Source organism: Lysinibacillus sp. FSL W8-0992, assembly GCF_038008685.1.
Taxonomy (GTDB): Bacteria; Bacillota; Bacilli; order Bacillales_A; family Planococcaceae; genus Lysinibacillus.
On the sequence record NZ_JBBOZQ010000001.1, the window covers coordinates 3,575,598 to 3,594,210 of the forward strand.

The 18,613-nt window shown below is 36.7% G+C and carries 15 protein-coding genes; 4 read left to right on the top strand and 11 right to left on the bottom strand.

Annotated features, from left to right (window positions below; translation table 11 throughout):
• Positions 1-38: 38 nt before the first annotated feature.
• Entirely contained in the window at positions 39-653 is a 615-nt protein-coding gene (locus NSQ74_RS17975) for a transmembrane-type terpene cyclase (RefSeq protein ID WP_340825145.1), read from the bottom strand.
• A 211-nt stretch (positions 654-864) separates the two neighbouring features.
• Here NSQ74_RS17975 and pgeF point away from each other — a divergent pair, with 211 nt between their 5' ends.
• The gene (gene pgeF, locus NSQ74_RS17980; protein WP_340825146.1) at positions 865-1,626 is read left to right on the top strand and encodes a peptidoglycan editing factor PgeF; all 762 of its coding nucleotides are present in this window, start codon (positions 865-867) and stop codon (positions 1,624-1,626) included.
• A gap of 133 nt (positions 1,627-1,759) precedes the next feature.
• Positions 1,760-2,125: a DUF5658 family protein gene (locus tag NSQ74_RS23455; protein WP_401019082.1), complete on the top strand. Its 366-nt coding sequence runs from the start codon at positions 1,760-1,762 to the stop codon at positions 2,123-2,125.
• Positions 2,126-2,155: 30 nt separating this feature from the next.
• Here the strand turns inward: NSQ74_RS23455 and NSQ74_RS17985 are convergent, their stop codons facing one another.
• The 4 genes from NSQ74_RS17985 to NSQ74_RS18000 all read right to left on the bottom strand — a co-directional run bounded on the left by NSQ74_RS17985 (position 2,156) and on the right by NSQ74_RS18000 (position 7,344).
• Positions 2,156-3,268, bottom strand: a complete 1,113-nt coding sequence (locus NSQ74_RS17985; RefSeq protein WP_340825148.1) for a Ger(x)C family spore germination protein — start codon at positions 3,266-3,268, stop codon at positions 2,156-2,158.
• On the bottom strand, positions 3,265-4,356 hold the full coding sequence (locus NSQ74_RS17990; RefSeq protein WP_340825150.1) for a GerAB/ArcD/ProY family transporter: 1,092 nt from the start codon (positions 4,354-4,356) through the stop codon (positions 3,265-3,267). The genes NSQ74_RS17985 and NSQ74_RS17990 overlap by 4 nt, the downstream gene beginning before the upstream one ends.
• A gap of 30 nt (positions 4,357-4,386) precedes the next feature.
• Positions 4,387-5,781 (bottom strand): spore germination protein, encoded by a 1,395-nt coding sequence (locus NSQ74_RS17995; protein ID WP_340825151.1) that lies wholly within the window; start codon positions 5,779-5,781, stop codon positions 4,387-4,389.
• A gap of 189 nt (positions 5,782-5,970) precedes the next feature.
• Positions 5,971-7,344 (bottom strand): amino acid permease, encoded by a 1,374-nt coding sequence (locus tag NSQ74_RS18000; protein ID WP_340825152.1) that lies wholly within the window; start codon positions 7,342-7,344, stop codon positions 5,971-5,973.
• Between the two features lie 502 nt (positions 7,345-7,846).
• Here NSQ74_RS18000 and NSQ74_RS18005 point away from each other — a divergent pair.
• A complete protein-coding gene (locus NSQ74_RS18005) occupies positions 7,847-9,232 on the top strand; it encodes an APC family permease (protein WP_340825153.1) in 1,386 nt (461 codons plus the stop codon).
• 217 nt (positions 9,233-9,449) lie between these two features.
• Here NSQ74_RS18005 and NSQ74_RS18010 read toward each other — a convergent pair whose 3' ends face one another.
• The 6 genes from NSQ74_RS18010 to NSQ74_RS18035 form a co-directional block, all read right to left on the bottom strand.
• On the bottom strand, positions 9,450-9,659 hold the full coding sequence (locus tag NSQ74_RS18010) for a hypothetical protein (RefSeq protein ID WP_340825154.1): 210 nt from the start codon (positions 9,657-9,659) through the stop codon (positions 9,450-9,452).
• A gap of 22 nt (positions 9,660-9,681) precedes the next feature.
• Positions 9,682-11,202: an NCS1 family transporter gene (locus NSQ74_RS18015; RefSeq protein ID WP_340825155.1), complete on the bottom strand. Its 1,521-nt coding sequence runs from the start codon at positions 11,200-11,202 to the stop codon at positions 9,682-9,684.
• Between the two features lie 245 nt (positions 11,203-11,447).
• Positions 11,448-12,710 (bottom strand): NAD-dependent dihydropyrimidine dehydrogenase subunit PreA, encoded by a 1,263-nt coding sequence (preA, locus tag NSQ74_RS18020; RefSeq protein WP_340825157.1) that lies wholly within the window; start codon positions 12,708-12,710, stop codon positions 11,448-11,450.
• 13 nt (positions 12,711-12,723) lie between these two features.
• The gene (locus NSQ74_RS18025; protein WP_340825158.1) at positions 12,724-14,091 is read right to left on the bottom strand and encodes an NAD(P)-dependent oxidoreductase; all 1,368 of its coding nucleotides are present in this window, start codon (positions 14,089-14,091) and stop codon (positions 12,724-12,726) included.
• A gap of 206 nt (positions 14,092-14,297) precedes the next feature.
• Positions 14,298-15,701 carry a dihydropyrimidinase gene (gene hydA / locus NSQ74_RS18030; protein WP_340825160.1) on the bottom strand — a complete coding sequence of 468 codons (1,404 nt, stop codon included), beginning with the start codon at positions 15,699-15,701 and terminating at the stop codon, positions 14,298-14,300.
• A gap of 156 nt (positions 15,702-15,857) precedes the next feature.
• The gene (locus NSQ74_RS18035; RefSeq protein ID WP_340825161.1) at positions 15,858-17,102 is read right to left on the bottom strand and encodes a Zn-dependent hydrolase; all 1,245 of its coding nucleotides are present in this window, start codon (positions 17,100-17,102) and stop codon (positions 15,858-15,860) included.
• A 139-nt stretch (positions 17,103-17,241) separates the two neighbouring features.
• Here NSQ74_RS18035 and NSQ74_RS18040 point away from each other — a divergent pair, with 139 nt between their 5' ends.
• Complete coding sequence (locus NSQ74_RS18040; RefSeq protein ID WP_340825163.1) at positions 17,242-18,411, top strand: PucR family transcriptional regulator; 1,170 nt, start codon at positions 17,242-17,244, stop codon at positions 18,409-18,411.
• Positions 18,412-18,613 lie beyond the last annotated feature (202 nt).

Consider the following 18,613-nt stretch of genomic DNA (forward strand, 5'->3'; position numbering starts at 1 on the left):
ATCGAGATGTTTCCGATGTACCATTTTCATGTTTAAATTCATTTTCTCGATAGCCGATAAACTAAAGCGATATACAGTAAATCGTACATTAAGGTTGCCATAGAGGTGATCGTAATGAATGGGGTTCTAAAATATATAAAGAAACCGACGGCAGCAAATAACGTCCCAATCATTTTACAAACCGCAATGGACATCGATTGCCCGGCTAAACTTCCCCTCCCTAGCAATAAACCGATAAATAGTCCAGACATCATTAAATTTTGCACAAACGCCGTGTATTTTCCTTCCATATCATGTAGTTCTTGCGAGAGTGAAATAATTATTAAAAAGCTTACGATAAGTGTAAATAGGAATGAAGTATAAAAAAGTTTTGATGAAATCTTTTTTTTATATTCATTGCGCCCGTATATTAAATATTGCCACATAATGACAAGATCGAGTACAAACCATATAAACGAAATGACACCTTGTAAATCATTTTGCGGATAAATAAATGTAAAGATAAATTCCCATGAAATATTGGCACATATTGCAACCATTGGCATACCATATTTCTCATCTTGAAAGCTTCGTTTAATTATAAGTATGTATGTCAAAATCCAAAATAGTCCCATGCCTAATTGGCAAATAAATAGAAAATAATATTGACTCATAAACACGCTCCTTTTAAATTTACTTGATAGAATGCAACCTCTTCTTTGTTACTGTATGACTAGTAATGAATCTATTATGTCAGTTGTAAGAGGTACAATTTTATACAAGTAAAAATACAGCGCGCCAGTCAATTAGCCTGTAAGTTAAGATGCACGTTGCATAAGCTATACATTGGCAATTCAATTCGATATAGTTAAACGGGGTGATGATATGAAAACTAAAATTTATTACAACAATGAGCAGTTCATAGCAGGAACTACCTTAAAAGATAGTACGGAACTCGAACAAAACAATATGGCACTACACGTTTGCACAAGCCCAGATGATGTAGTAATCAATCGAAAAAATTTAGCGGCAACCTTACACTGTGATGTAAATGATTTTATTTGTACGCAACAAACACACAGTGCTAATTTTCATCGAGCGACGTTAGCCGATAAAGGGTTAGGGGCACTGCGACAAGATACAGCCATTGCGAACACTGATGCGCTCTATACTTTTGAAAAGGATTTAATGCTTTGTAGTTTTACGGCTGATTGTGTACCTGTCATTTTTTATAATAATCGTCATGGTGTTATCGGTGTTATTCATTCAGGCTGGCAAGGGACAGTCAAAGAAGTGACAGTCAAACTCTTCCAGCATTTAATAGAGACAGAGCAATGTAGCCCTCAAGATTTCCACGTGCAAATTGGCATGGCTCTTAGCCAACAGAAATTTGAAGTAGATGCCGATGTCTACGAACAATTTAATCGTCTAGGCTATGCGGATGATTTTATGTATTACAATGCTCAAACAAATAAGTATCACATCGATAACCAACAAACTGTGAAAAAGCAGTGTGAGCTTGCAGGCATTCCGTCACATCAAATTACAATTGATAATACGTGCACATTTCTTAGTGACGAAGGTTTCTCCTACCGTCAAGATAAAAAGTGTGGCAGACATTTGAGCTTTATTATGCAAAAATCATAAGGACCTCATACCACTAACATGCAAAAGGCAATTTATCACAATTTTAATCATGATAAATTGCCTTTCCTTCTATATGGTATTTTCACATATCCTCATTTTTTAAACTGCACAGAAAATGGCTATCCTATATAACATGTCCCTTGGTTTTCAAGTTCATTATTGTATAGGAGGAATAATAATTCATATTTCATATATTATTTTACTTAGCTTGGTCATTTCGTTTTTAAATATATTTGATGGTATTGCGACACACTTTGGGTTACTTCACAATAAAATTGAAGAGTTAAACCCGATTATGAACTTCTTATGGGTTTCAAGCCCTGCGTTGTTTTTAACAGTGAAAATGATGCTGTCATTATCCATTTCCTATCTATCCTATTTAGTTTATAGACTGAGCGGCACTCGTTTTCAAAAACTATACACAATCTGTTTATCGGGGATTCTCATCCTTTACTTAGCTATTTTTAGCATTCATTTGTATTGGCTAATAGTGCTTTAAACTTAATTTCCTTGCTTTTTGGAAAGAGGATTACTTTAATGTTCCTGTACTAATGATTGATGTTTTCACATGAACATCGATTGCTACTTTACTAACGATTTCCCTCTTCTTTTCAGTTGTCCATTTTCCGTAATAGTACATTCGGAAATATTCACTTATACCACTTGGATCTACTTGCCATTCATTAAGTTTATCTAAAAACTTTTTAATATCTTGCTCTAGCTCCTTATTTACATCTTTTTCTAATTCCGCTAAACTTTCCGTTGTAAATAAATCATTTTCTCTTTCGCCTTTGTACTCACTTAATGTTCCTTTTATCTCGATTGATATAGTGAGCTTGGGTAAAGTCATACTTTTATTGCTCTTTATGTGCACATCATTTTCAACTAAGTCAATTAATAGTTTTTCTTTGCCATGTCCCTGTTCCATAGTAATATCCAATGGGGCAAGGTTTTTTCTTCCTTGTATTGCTTGAATAATAAGTGCCTCTTTTGGATTTATTAATTCAAACATTTGGTTACCTTTAAAGACGGCAATTCCTTTTATTTCAATTTTATCGCTGTTTTTATCAACAAACGGAATAATAGGATCATACACAGGATTAGTAATCGTATACATAAAATCGTGAATGTTTGTGTTAGGATTAAATGCTGTATTAATGCTTGGTTGCAATAAATCATTTAAATAAAAATTAATATTCGGTTTATCCGGATAATTATATTTCAGCATTTCTTCTCCCTTTTCCTTCACAATCGCAATAAGTACTTTATTACCGACTTCGGCATTTCGGTATAAATGTTGAATTACTTTTCGCACATTACCCTGACGTGCAAACTCCTCATTAAACAACACTACACGTAATTGATTAAAAACAATTTTTTTGTCTGAAAGCTTTTCTATTTCGACAATACCATTTGAGACGAGGTCCGTGACGACCGTAAAAGTCTGTGTACTCCGTTGTGCTTCAGGTGAATATTGAGGAATTGCGACGGTTAGTTTCATACTGTCCTTATCTATATAATCAAAGGCGATAATACCAACCATACCGACATCTTCAAGTGGTACTTTTTTTTCTCGTTCTGAACAAGCAACCAAAAATAAAAGCTGTAAAAAAAGCATAAGACAAAGAAGTTTTTTGCTCATAATTGCACCTGCTTCTTTTTTCGAAGTGCATAAACCATAATTAATAAAATGGGCCATAAAATTAACATATAGGCAACATAGTTTGCACCATAAAATAATTTTTCTTGAAAATCTCTTGAAAAAGGCATTTTAACAACAAAGAAAATAATTATTGCTAAAATATATAAATAAGCATTACTTTTTTTAGATAGTAAAGAATCCACACCTTTTTTCGCACACCATAAATAAGCAGCCACCGTAGATAATATTAAAAATACCCATAATGTAATGCCGAAAATATCAATCCTTTCAATAAAAGAAAACTCTCCAGCTTTAAATAAATTTAATACTGAGAATTCAACATTTTCCAACTGCCATTCAGAATAGTACATCACACTAATCGCTGTTGTGATAAAACAAATTAGGATACTTATCCAAATGCCTATTAACGTATGCCGGTATGCTTTTTTTTGATCGACAATGTAAGGAAAATAAAACATGATTAACTCGTAGCCTAAAATCGATAAATAACCTCTTTTTATCGCTTCATAAAAGTCGTGCACACTAAAAAAATTATATAAAGGTAGAAAATGACTAAAATCGCCCTTTTCAAATGCCCAATGTGTAAAATATACCATTCCAATCGTTAGAAAAAAGGTCAATATACAAAATCTCGCAATAGATTTAATGCCTCCACTAACAATGTAAACAAGCAATAATAAAAAACACAAAACAGGTCCAGTAATTGTTTGCTCTTGAAGCGCAGTACTTTGAATGAGATGCATATAATTACTAATAATCCCAGCAATAAAAATAATAAATTGAATAACGAAAAAAAGGTTGATAAATTTCCCTAACCATTTACCTAGTAGAATTTCATTTATACGGAAAAGGTTTTCGTTTGGATATTTTGAATTAATCCAAATCATTGGGTAAAGTGTAACACTCGCAATAACGCCAAAAAGCAGTGGCATAAATGCCTGGCTATATCCTAAAGAACTAAGTTGCTGAGGTAGTGAGAGAATGCCAGTACCGATCATTACGCTTTGTGCCAAAAAAACTACATGATATGGATTTAATAGCTTCCTCTTGCTCTTATCTGTACTCAACTTAAACCACCTCAAATTCTGTAACAGCTTTTATTTTTTTTGCGCTCTAGAAATACCTTTCTTTTCGTTTAAATATTTTATTGGAAAGCGAATAATACCATCGAATAAATCTCTCGCTTTACGAGGAACAACTGGAGTCATATATGGTGTACCTAAAGAATTTAATCGTAATAAATGGGCAAATAGCCATGCAAACGCGAGCATTAACCCGTATAATCCAAAAAGCCCTGCTGATAAAATAAAAATATAACGAATAAATCTACTTGTATTACTCAATAAAAAGATCGGTGGGAGAAATGACAGTAAGGCAGATGTTGCAACTAATACAATTAAAATATTACTAAGCAATCCAGCTTCAACCGCCGCCGTACCAATAACGATACCTCCTACGATACCAATCGTTTGCCCGACTTTAGCAGGCATTCGTGACCCAGCTTCGCGGAGCACTTCAATAATTAGCTCTATAAACAAAACTTCTACTAGTGGTGGAAATGGTACTTTACTTCTAGATTCCTGCAAGTTTAACAATAGCTCGTATGGTAAAATCTCAGGATGGAATGTCAAAGCAGATATATACATCGGTGTAATCATAATGGTCATAAAAAAACCAAAAAATCGAAGCATCCGTAGCAACGATGCCGTTGTCCAACGGTTATAATAATCTTCGACAGAAACAAACAGTTCGAAAAAGGATGTCGGACAAACAATAGCTGCTTGGCTATTATCCATAAAAATAACGATTCTTCCATCAACAAGATACTGACTGACACTGTCAGGTCGTACGCTCATATAATGCTGTGGGAAAGGAGATAACGGATTATCTTCAATCAGCTGCTTGAGCTCTGATATATCTGTAAAAAAAGGATATTGTAAATTATCAATTCGCCCTCGTAGCCTGTCTAAATTTTCTTTATTTACGATATTGTCCATGTACAAAATTGAAATTTTAATATTTGTTTCGGTTCCTACAGTGCGGGTTTCATTTTTTAACATCGGATTTTGGATTCGTCTTTTTACTAATGAAATATTGGTCTCTAATGATTCTGTAAAAGCATCTTGAGGCCCTATAACTGTTGACTCCGTTTCCGTATTCGTTATCGAACGTGTAGGGGCACTATACGTATCAATTACCTGTAATAAAGCAGGTTTGTGGAAAAATAATAAAGTTTGACCAGCATTTAATTTTTGTATAATTACATCTATATCTTCTAAGTCAACTGATTCTGATACTTGAAATATTTGATTAACATGATTCACAAGCGGAATGAAAACCATCGATTGTAATGTCATTTTCTCGATAAGAGAGGAGAAATAAAAAATCGTGACAATCCCTGCATCTGTAACCATCTCTTTAATAACAACATCATCAATTTCTTGTATCTTTTCCTTTATTTTTTCAATTGCTTGCTGTTTTTTTTCTTCCATGTCATTTCTCCCCTCTTATAAGACTTATTAAAATTGGCACACCCTATTTAACGCTTTATATGTACCTCGCATAAACCATCACCATATTATTCATGTAGTTTGTCCTTTTTCTGAATAAATATGTATTAATTGTTTCTTTAGTAATGACAAAAAAGGATATATCTCGAGTAAGAGATATATCCTTTTCTATTATTTTGTATGCTTATTTTCAGATCGACTTTTCCCAATACCGAACACATAATAGCTAAATGTAATAAGAATAAGGAAAATAATCCCTACAATTAATGAAACTCGTGTATCCTCATTAAACCACATACCGATGAGTACCATTATTAAAAACGCAATTGTAGCATAATTTGTTACAGGAGCAAAAGGCGTTTTAAATGGGTGATTTTCCAATTGCGACCTTTTAATTTTTCTAAAACGAATCTGACTAATCAAAATGACAAACCACGGAATCATCCCTGGCAGTACACTAGCACTATAAACATAGACAAATAGGTTTTTTGGAGCAATGTAGCTTAAAATAACACCAACCACTAAACCAACTAGCACACCAGCTGTACCTAGAATTGGTACACCATTATTTGAAAGCTTTGCAAAAAACTTAGGTGCCTGACCATTCATAGCAAGAGTGTAAAGCATGCGTCCAGCGCTATAAATTCCACTATTACAGCCACTCATAGCTGCTGTAATCACGACAAAGTTAATGATACCTGCCGCTGCAGTAATACCCACTTTTGCGAAAGTGGCAACAAACGGACTGCCGATAGTCCCTAACTCATCCCACGGATAAACCGTTACAATAATGAAAATTGCACCGATATAGAAAATTAAAATACGCCAAATAATACTTTGTATCGCATTCGTAATTGTTGTTTGAGGATTTTTTGCTTCTCCCGCTGTAATCCCAATAAGCTCTACTCCTTGGTAAGCAGCAACAACTAAAGATAATGCAAAGAAGAAACCTGTCCAACCTCCAGTAAAGAAGCCTCCGTGGGCCCAAAGATTTGATAGACCAATTGCAATGCCTCCATTGCCAATACCAAAGAAGATTAGGCCAAAGCCCGCCACAATCATAAGTACAATCGTGACAATTTTTATCATCGCAAACCAAAACTCAAATTCCCCAAATGATTTAACAGAAACAAAGTTGGCAACACCTAGTATTACCATGGCAATCAATCCAGGAATCCACGCAGGCAAATCAGGGAACCAATACTGCATGTACGTTCCGACTGCGATAATTTCGGACATCCCAACGATAACCCACTGAAACCAGTTACTCCATGCCGTTAAATAACCTGCTAATGGATGAATATATTTATAACCGAATGTTGCAAATGATCCCGTACTTGGCTCAACATAAAGCATCTCACCCATTGCACGCATGATAAAAAATATAAAAATGCCTGATATAGCATATGCAAGGAGCACGGATGGCCCAGTCCATTGAATAGCACTGGCAGAACCCATAAATAGGCCTACACCTATGGTACCACCAAGAGCAATCATTTGAATATGTCGTGCCTCCAAGCCTCTATTTAATTCTTTTTTTGCCACTTGTATACGCCCCTTTCTACTAATATTGCTTCGATAATTTACTTTATAAATAATAATAAATTCTTCCGATAAATACAAATGTATTTTTAGGAAAAACATATTTTTTGCTAATAGTAGAATTAAAACAGCAAGCGTATTATCTTGTAACTTTGTTGTCATGTGCTTTAATACAAAACAATTGAAGGCGCTTAAAGTCCACTTATAGCAAGGAATAAGCGAAAATACTCCATGTGAGATTTATCATTCATTGTTAAAATAAAGAGACGTACTACATTACAAATATAAAATTTAAAATAAATAATAAAAATTGTTTTATGTATACAAATAATTATTTCAGAATATTCTTAATTATTATTCCACATAAATAATTCCATTATTTTTCATTTAATTTTAATATTTCTTAAAATTCCACCAACTTAACGGAAAATTAGCAAAAACAATTGACCTGAAAGTCAAAAAAGTATAATATTTTTACATATTTCTATGAAAAAGAGGCTTACATGTGAGAAATTTATTATTTAGAAGAAAAAATATAGCGGATTTATTAAAAAAAGATGGAACAATTCAGCTCAAACAATCGTTAGGCGCTTTTGACCTTATATTGCTTGGCGTTGGCGCTATTGTTGGAACAGGGATTTTCATCTTGCCTGGCACAGTTGCTGCCACTCACGCAGGACCTGGAATTGTTTTTTCATTTATCATAGCTGCTATCGTTTGCGCATTAGCTGGCATGTGCTATTCTGAGTTTTCATCGAGTGTACCTGTCACTGGGAGTGCCTACACATATGGGTATATTGTATTTGGGGAAATTGTTGCTTGGTTAGTTGGCTGGGCGCTGCTTTTAGAGTATGGCTTAGCCGTTGCAGCCGTTGCAACAGGGTGGTCATCTTATTTAAGTGCTTTACTTGCTGGCTTCCAAATTTCGATGCCAACTGCAATCTCGGGTTCATTCAATCCCTCCGCTGGTACGTATATTAACTTACCCGCAATTGTCATAATTTTCGCTACTGCATTTTTCTTAACACTTGGCATAAAAGAATCAACAAGATTAAATTCCATTATGGTGTTCTTGAAAGTTGCAGTGATTTTACTATTTATTGGCGTTGGTATATTTTACGTCGAGCCAACAAACTGGCAGCCATTTCTACCATTTGGCGTAAGCGGCGTATTGGGTGGCGCAGCACTTGTATTCTTCGCTTACCTAGGATTTGATGCTGTTTCATCAGCAGCTGAAGAAGTAAAAAATCCTCAGCGGAATATGCCCATTGGAATAATTGGTTCACTATTAATATGTACGGTTCTTTATGTCGTTGTTTCACTAGTGCTAACAGGCATGGTGCCGTACTCACAGCTAAACGTCAGTGATCCTGTAAGCTATGTCATGCAGCTCGTTCATCAAGATTGGATTGCTGGTATCATTTCATTAGGTGCAGTTGTAGGAATGATGACAGTTATTCTTGTTATGTCCTATGGAGGGACACGCTTACTATATGCACTAGGTCGTGATGGTTTACTGCCAAAAAGCATGGCAGAGCTAAGTCCAAAATTCAAAACACCCGTGAAAAATACTTGGGTATTCGCAGTGCTCGTTGCTTTCTGTGCTGGTTTCGTTCCTTTGTCAAAGCTTACTGAGCTTGTTAATATGGGAACACTCGTAGCTTTCACAATCGTCTCAATTGGTGTCATTTATTTAAGAAAAAATAAAAACATTCCTTCAGGTGGTTTTAAAGTACCATTCTTCCCTGTGTTACCTATTTTGTCATTCTTCATGTGTTTATTTTTAATTTCACAGCTATCCGTACATACTTGGATTGCTTGCGGACTGTGGTTTATATTAGGCTTAATTATATACTTTGTATACGGGCTGAAGCATAGCACGATGAATTAGAGTGACAGGCACTCAAACAATTCTGAATTTTGTCTACTCATGTAGATTTCAGTGGGAACGCACGAAATGTAAGATGCAACAAGATCGCAAAAGCGTGAGTTGCCGGATAAGAATGCCCACGGAAGTGACAGGCACTCAAACAATTTTTTGTCCGATTACAACAAATAAAATCCGCTGAAAGTTCAGCGGATTTTTTCAATTTATAAGTCTTATCGAATTATTGCAACAATGTTTGTTCCTGTAGCTTTGCCGCAAAATATTTGCGCGCATCTGCGGTAAGAATTTGCAAATGCACTACCTCATCCTGCCGAGCAAACTCCACAAACATACCACTTAAGTTTTCATACACATATTTGATTTTAAAGCCATTATCTAAAAAGTCGTCAACCTTTTTTATTTCTTCCGTACTTTGTAAGAAATCTGACATACCCACACCCCTCTTTTGCTTTCTACTCAGCACCTTTTATTTCAAGTATTGGATCAGCTTGATCTGCTGTCTCAACGTCATCTGAACTTGCTGCCGGCTGAGACACTAATTCTTTACCAAAAAGTTCATCCAAGTTGTGACCAGCAGTTATTCCTAAATACTTTTCATCACTTGGATCCTCTATTTCAGCTTGTGGATACTTTTTGAACCACCAATACTTCGCTAACACATAGTAAACGAGCGCTCCTACACCGAATCCAACTAATGATGAATACGCAGAAAAAACATTTGCCACTGCACCACCGATAATCCAAGCGATTAAACCTGCTAAATTAAAGCCATTCAAATATTTGAATTGGCCATTTAACTCATACAAATCTTTTACGTTCACACGTCGTTTACGAATCAAATAATAATCTGCGAATAAAATACCGACTATTGCTGTTAATATACCGCCTATAATTAATAGCGCGTTCACTAAAACATCAAACAAGCTCCACGGCTGTGCAAGGATTCCGATAACCCCTGCAATGACAACGCCTACCCAGAACGGAACTTTTGGCCCGCCAATATTTGAAAATATAGTAGCTGCCGGTATTACATTTGCAGATGTATTCGTTGACCATTGTGCTAAAACGATCATTAATAAAAGTATCCCTAAAATAACGCCACTCGCGCTCTGTTGTAATGCGTTAATTGGATCAGCAGATGCGACAGCCATATAACAAACCGCTCCAATTGTAACGATAAACGTATTCGTAATAGGCATAACAATTAACGAACCGACTAGCTGCGTTTTGTTACGCTTAAACCAATTACGCTCATTTTTTGGTGCTTTAAAGAAGCGAGAAAGGGATGGCATATCGGCTGCTAATGTAGCCCAGAAGCCCATATTCGCCATAATAACAATCATAAATGCTGTAAAAGCCGCTACACCTGTAGTTGGCGTTTCAACCCAAGACCAAATATCTTTTCCTTGAGTCGTGGCAGCATCAGCTAATGTTATATACATCCAACAGGAAATCAATATTATAATCGGCGCCGCTAAATCTGCAAACCGCTCAATTGATTTAATACCTAATGAAGTATTAAATAACTGAAGGGCTGCAAAGACAAGAAAGCATAAAAACCAATTATTAAAATCAAATAGTAAATTTAAAATACCGTTAATAGCCATTGCTCCGAAATATGTGTTTATACCAAACCAACAGGCTGCTGTCACGCCTCGAACTAACGACGGTATATGTGTTCCAAACGTACCGAAAGGAGCACGCATATATACAGGAAAAGACAAGCCATGCTCTATCCCGATATCACCAATTAACGTCATAAAGACACCGATTAAACAAGAACCGATTAACGTAGCCAAAATTACCATAGGTAAAGGTAAACTAATAATAGCAGCACCGCCAATGGCAAAAGCCGCTAATACTATAGCCATTCCTATCCAAATAACTGCAAAACCGAATGTTCCAATATTTCTTTGTTGATGTGTCACTGGAAGTAAATCAGGGGATTTCAAATAATTCCCGTCATGTTCCATACATTTCGCTCCTTTTTATTAGATTATGCATCGGCATCCGTTAATCCCAATGATGGGTACAGTCGATATCGCTCATCATTTGTGACATGAGCCGCTAGCATGATTTTTCATTCAAGTAGTGAATCATTACCTGGCAAAGGATGACTGCCCTACTAAATGAAATTTTCCGTGACATCTACTTGAGGTTTCCTCCCTTTACAGGAAAGGGAGGTGGAATAACAGTTACTACTTAACAGTCGAACGTTTTATTTAGATAGACTACTCATAATTAATTGACGTTCATTCCAAGTCATTGGTGCAATAGCAGATTTTCTTTCAACCATTGTAATTGCGCCATCAACTGGACACACAATGGAGCATAAATTACAACCGACGCAATCCTCCTCACGAACCTTTAACATCGGCACTCCATTTTCTGTATATAAATCGATACATTGATGAGACGTATCTTCGCATGCAATATGGCACTTATTACAGTTAATACATACATCATTATTAATTTCAGCGACTATTTTATAATTTAAATCTAAATTGCCCCAGTCTGAATAGCGAGAAACAGAGCGGCCGACTAGGTCCATCACAGATGCAATTCCTTTATCATCTAAATAATTATTTAATCCATCAATCATATCTTCGACAATACTAAATCCGTGGTGCATCGCTGCTGTACATACTTGCACACCTGTTGCACCCATTAAAATAAACTCGGCGGCATCTTGCCAATTAGAAATACCACCTATACCCGATATCGGAACATTAATGTGAGGATTACGGGCGCACTCTGCTACCATATTTAATGCAATTGGCTTAACAGCTGGACCACAATAGCCGCCATGTGCTCCTTTACCAGCAACATGAGGCACAGTGTTCCATGTATCTAAATCGACACCTGCCAAGCTATTAATTGTATTAATCATACTAATAGCATCTGCCCCGCCTCTTGTCGCCGCTTCAGCCGTTACAGTTATATCCGTTATGTTAGGCGTTAACTTCACAATGACTGGTGTACGTGCTGCTTCTTTCACCCAATACGTTTGCTTTTCCACCAATTCAGGTACTTGACCAGAGGCGGAGCCCATTCCTCGTTCTGCCATCCCATGTGGACAACCAAAATTAAGCTCAAGTCCATCTACCCCCACATCTTCTACTCGTTTTACAATTTCATGCCACTTTTCCTGCTTCGGTTCTACCATAAGGGAAGCAATAATGGCATGGTCAGGGAACCTTTTTTTCGTTTCATAGATTTCTTTTAAGTTTACTTCTAATGGTCGATCTGTAATTAATTCAATATTATTGAAGCCAGCCACTCGTTGTCCGTTATAACTGACCGCTGCAAATCGTGAAGAAACATTTAAAATCGGTTCACCTAATGTTTTCCATACAGCACCACCCCACCCCGCTTCAAATGCACGTTGCACTTGATAGCCTGAGTTCGTTGGCGGTGCTGATGCAAGCCAAAATGGATTTGGTGATTTGATCCCCGCTAAATCAATTCGTAAATCTGCCATGTCACTTCCCCCCTTATGCAATCTCGCTTGGTTTTCTTAAACGCTCATGAATCTTATAAGCTGCATCTTTACCTTGCTGAACTGCTGTTACAACCATTGCCTCACCTTGTCCGTTTCCAAACACAACATCACCACATGCAAACACTTTTTTATTGGATGTTTGCATCGTCGTTTCATCAATATCGACAACCCCATGTGTATGCTGCAATCCAAAAGATTCAATTAATGATACGAAACGTGTTTGACCAATCGCTTTAATGACTGCATCGACGCTTATTATAAAGTTGGACCCAGCTATTTCTTCTGGTCTTTGTCGGCCATCTGCTCCTGGTGCACCTAGCTTCATTTTCGTGCATTCAATGCCAACAACTTCACCAGCTTCATTGCCGATAATTTTTTTCGGCGCAGTTAACCAGTTAAACTCCACACCATCTTGCTTGGCAAATTCAAATTCAAATTTGTAGGCAGTCATTTCTTTTTGAGTTCTTCTATAAAGAATTTTCACATTGTCTGCACCTAATCGCACAGCACAAGTAGCCCCATCAATTGCTGTATTACCAGCACCAATAACAGCTACGCGTTTCCCTACCATCTCAGTTGGAAGCGCTCCCACTTTTGTTTGCTTTACAAACTCAATTGCATCGTGGACGCCGACAAGTTCTTCTCCCTCGATCCCAAGATTCGGCACTGCTCCCATACCAACTGCTAAAATAACACTGTCAAATTGTTCTAAAATTTCATCTGCGGAAATATCAATCCCAACCCTAGTATTTGTTTGAATGTTTACACCAAGCTTCACAATTTGTTCAACTTCCCAATCAGCTACCTCATTTGGTAATCGGAATGACACGATGCCATAGCTTCCTAGCCCACCTGCTTTCGATTCAGCTTCATAGATTGTGACACTATAACCAAAACGACTAAGCTCACGTGCCGCAGAAAGACCCGCTGGACCAGCTCCAATAATAGCGACCTTTAGTCCATTACTTTCGCCTTTCTTAAATAGCTGTGCATTTGTCTCCATTGCCCAATCAGTAGCATAACGCTGTAGTTCACCAATTTTGATTGGCTTCGTTGAGGAATTTAATACACATGCCCCCTCACAGAGCTCCTCTGTTGGACAAACTCTTGCACAACTTGCACCAATTGGGTTTGCTTCTAATATAGTAGTAGCAGAGCCCTTCATATTACCTGATGCAATTTTTTTTATGAAATTTGGTATTTGAATACTCGTTGGACAAGCTTTAATACAAGGTGCGTCATAACAATAGAGACAACGATTTGCTTCTTCAATTGCTTCATTTTTTGTCATTCTGCTAGTTAACTCAACAAAATTACGTTTAAGTTGCTTCGTCATTTCATGTTCTTGAATCGGAACCATTTCCACATCCCCCTCATGTGTTCTTGATGTGACTCGCCATTGTTTAATAGCCGATTGTCTTGTTCTCCAGTCAAAACAATCGGCCATGCATTGCCTTTTATTCAATTATGTCTTATTTGATTTAGCCGGTGAGTGAACTTCACTAAATCGAAGAGCTATTTGCTATACTTTCCCCACTTATAAAATGGAAAATCTGCTGAAGCAAGTTATATTTTTATCGTTTCTGCAGCAGATGTTTTCAACTCTCGTTTTATAAAACGCCCACTACCTAATACACCGACAAATTCTTTTTCTTTAATAACGTATTCACCACGTACAAGGACAGAAATTGGTTCACCAGTAACTTCCCAGCCTTCATACGCGTTGTAATCGACATTCATATGATGTGTTTTAGCGGAAATTTCGCGTTTTACATCCGGATCGAAAATAACAATATCAGCATCTGAGCCAATTGCTATTGTCCCTTTTTGAGGGAATAGACCGAAGATTTTTGCTGCACTCGTCGAAATCATATCGACAAATTCATTAATTGATATTTTGCCCTTTGCGACACCTTCTGAATATAAGATGCTAAAGCGGTCTTCAATAAACGGTCCACCATTCGGAATTTTTGAAAAATCATTTAATCCTAATTGTTTTTTACCGTTAAAGCTAAATGAGCATTGATCAGATCCAATTGTTTGTAATTGCTTTGCTTTTAGCGCATTCCATAGATGCTCCTGATGATATTTCGGACGAAGTGGTGGTGACCAAACGTATTTCGCCCCTTCAAAGCCTGGTTGTGCTAATGCAGACTGATCTAAAGTTAAATAAGGTGGACATGTTTCTCCATACACGTCGTAGCCTTTTTCACGCGCTGATATAATTTCGTCTACCGCCTCTTTACAAGTAACATGAACAACATACAATGTTGCGCCTGCTAAATGAGCTAGTTCAATCGCACGTTTTGTCGCTTCACCTTCTAACTCTGCTGGACGAGTAAGAGCGTGGTAAATAGGCTCTTTATGTCCCGCTTTTCTCGCCTCTTCAACAAGCTCGTCGATTACAGAGCCATTTTCACAATGCACCATAACGGTAGCGCCAACATCTTTTGCAATTTTAAAAGCTTTAAAAAGCGTGCGATCTGTCGCTTGGAATTCTTTTGCATAAGCCATAAAGACCTTTACAGATGTAATCCCTTCTTGCTCTAATAATACCGGTAACTCCGCCTCTGTCTCTGGCGTTAAATCACCAATCATTAAGTGGAATCCATAATCAATCGCTGATTTCCCTTTTGCCTTTTCATGCCACTTGTCAACAGCTGTAGAAAGCTTCTTTTCACCAGCCGTTAAGCAAAAGTCTAAAATGGTTGTTGTGCCACCAAACGCCGCCGCAATCGTACCAGATTTCCAGTCATCATCTGTCACTGTATTGTTAAAAGGCATATCTAAATGTGTATGCGGATCAATCCCTCCTGGCATAACATATTTGCCTGTAGCATCAATGATTTCTGCGCCTTCTACGGATAAATTTTTGCCAATTTGTACAATCTTTCCATTTTCTATAAGAATATCTGCCTCGTACACATCTGAAGCAGTTGCTACTCGTCCACCTTGAATGATTTTTTTCATGCTATCCCTCACCTTTCGTGTCAATTCAAGTAAATTATGTTGAATCTATTCTAGTAGCCTGATAGTTTGCAAAATCACCATAAAAATTTAACTTGCACTTAGCACAGCTGAGTCCGTCATGGTCAAATGTACTTATCTATTAATATTCTAGTAAAATTAATTTAACGTATACGATGCCCCTATACTAAATTTCGTTTGCATTGTTAGTACCGTTTCAAGTAGTACATCTGCTCCTTTTGCGCAATCTTCAAACGATGTTTCCTCCTCCTCGCAATGACTCTTACCATGAATACTCGGTACAAAAATCATTGCTGAAGGAATCATATTAGCTATATATTGCGCATCATGTCCTGCACCACTAAACATTCGATGAGCGCTATAACCAAAGCGCTGGCATGACATTTCGATTTCATCACAAATTTGTGTATCAAACATTACCGTATCTCTACCCCAAAGTTTAACTGGCTGTATGCGGCAACCCATATCCTCTGTCGGTAAGGCATTCAAGATTTCTTCAACTCTTTGCATTACATCAGGCTTTTGATGACGCGAATCAATTGTAAATGTCACTTTATTTGGAATAACGGTATGAATATTAGGGAAAACATTCATTCGTCCAAACGTAAACACTAATTGTTCGTCAATTTCCCCAAGCTGTTCATATAAAGACAACATTGTTTTTGCTGCAACAATCATCGGATCTTTGCGCATTGACATAGGGGTCGTGCCAGCATGATTAGATTCACCTGTGATAGTAATTTCATAACATACCATTCCAAGTACACCTTGGACAACGCCAATTTCTAATTGCTTCGCTTCTAGTACTGGCCCTTGTTCAATATGGAGTTCGATATAAGCGAGTGCTTCTTTTAAACGATGCTGCGGGTAACCCTCATAACCACTAGCTTTTAATGCCTCTTGAAAGGACATGCCATTTTTATCAACCGACTGTAGCATTTTGTCCTTCTCAAATTTTGAAGCAATTACGCCTGAGCTCATCATCGCTGGATCAAAGCGAGCACCTTCTTCATTTGTAAAATTAACAATCATTAATGGTACATCTAGCTCTACATCGTTGTCCTTCAATGTTCTAATCGCTTCTAAAGCTGTTAAAACACCTAAAACACCATCAAACTTGCCACCCTTTTCAACAGAATCTAAATGTGATCCCATGACAATTGGAGGAACTTCTTTTTTTCCTGGTAGAAGGGCATAGATATTGGCCATATCATCCACCTTGATTTCCATACCTAATTCCTCGCAACACTTGCAAAAATAATCCCTAGCTAAAACATCCTCATTCGAAAGAGACAAACGTGTTACGCCACCGTTTATAGTAGCCCCAAACTGACTAAATTGTTCAATTGAATCTTGCAATCGTCTACTATTACATTTATACATATGCAAGTCCTCTCTTTCACAGTAGTTAATAAACATTCTAAATTAGATAAAATTTACGAGATATGGATATAAAACTAAAAAAATATGTGCATCTGCACATGATATATGGTAAGTTATGTTCATATTAAGGGGGGAAACTATGGGAACGATTCGCAAAATTGTGGAGGGAGTTCAATTCCCTATGCTGACATTAGTAGCTGGACAAAGTGGAGCACATCGCAGAGTTACCGGTATTAACGTAGTAGAAAGCATTGATTTAATTATGTTTTGCCGACCAAATGAACTAGTCGTCACTACAGGTATTAACTTATCACAGCAAGAAGATTCCTTAGAACAACTCGTTAAGTTAGCTTACGCAAAAAAAGTAGCAGGCTTTATTATTAACATAGGCCCTTATATTTCTGCTATTCCACAGTCGATCATTACTTTTGCTAACGAGCATGATTTCCCTGTTTTTCAAATGCCTTGGCATTGTCGAATAGCTGATTTATTAAAAACTACTTTTCAATTTATTGCGAACCATCATCAAGAGCATTCCATCGAAGAAAAGGTCCTTTATAATTTACTTTTTCACTATAAAAAACATATGGACACGACAAAAGAACAACTAGCGCAACTCGGATTCCCACAAGGTAGAGAGCTTGCCATCATCACTTGCTCAACGATAGGCTCCCAGTCTAGCATTGACAGATATGAGGTCATGGTCCAATTTGCATTTCAACATCGCTATAAACGGTTTTTAAAACTAAAGTATAAAAATCACCTCATTTTTTTAATTGATAGGGCACAAATCAATACACCGAACATCCCCTTCTCGAAAATTGTTGAAGAAATCTATGATAAAATTAAACAAAAAAATGGCACCCTCGATATGATTATCGGTAAAGGAAACTATCAAAAAGAGCACGAAAATATACGTAAAAGCTATGAAGAATCATTAACTGTAATCCAATTAGCTCAGCTTCATAACAACCGATTCCTATACAAATATAAAGATATTGGCGCCTATCAAATTATTATGGCCGTTCAAAACCAACCATTAATGCAATCCTTTAGCCAAGATATATTAGGTCAATTACATCGCTACGATGAGCTACACAACACGGATTATGTAGCATTTTTACGCATTTTTCTTGAGGAAAATGGCAGTACGAGTAAAATAAGCGAACGACAATTTATACATCGTAATACCGTCCTTTACAAAATTAAAAAAATAGAAGTGCTTTTAGATATGGATTTAACAAATCCATTTACAAAAACAAATCTCTACTTAGCTTTTTTAATAGAAGATGTGTTAACACATCATTAATTGTAGTTTGTAGTATGGTACTCCTTTCAATATTTATATCTGAATTTTCAATCAATAGATTGTCCTTCTAAAACAATTAAGCTATTCATATAAAGTAATAATGGAGTAAACGCCATCTGTTGCAAATAAGCGCAGCTTTAATAACTGGTAATAGGTTTTAGTAGTATTGCTATAAATTGAATAGTTCATCATTGCTAGAATT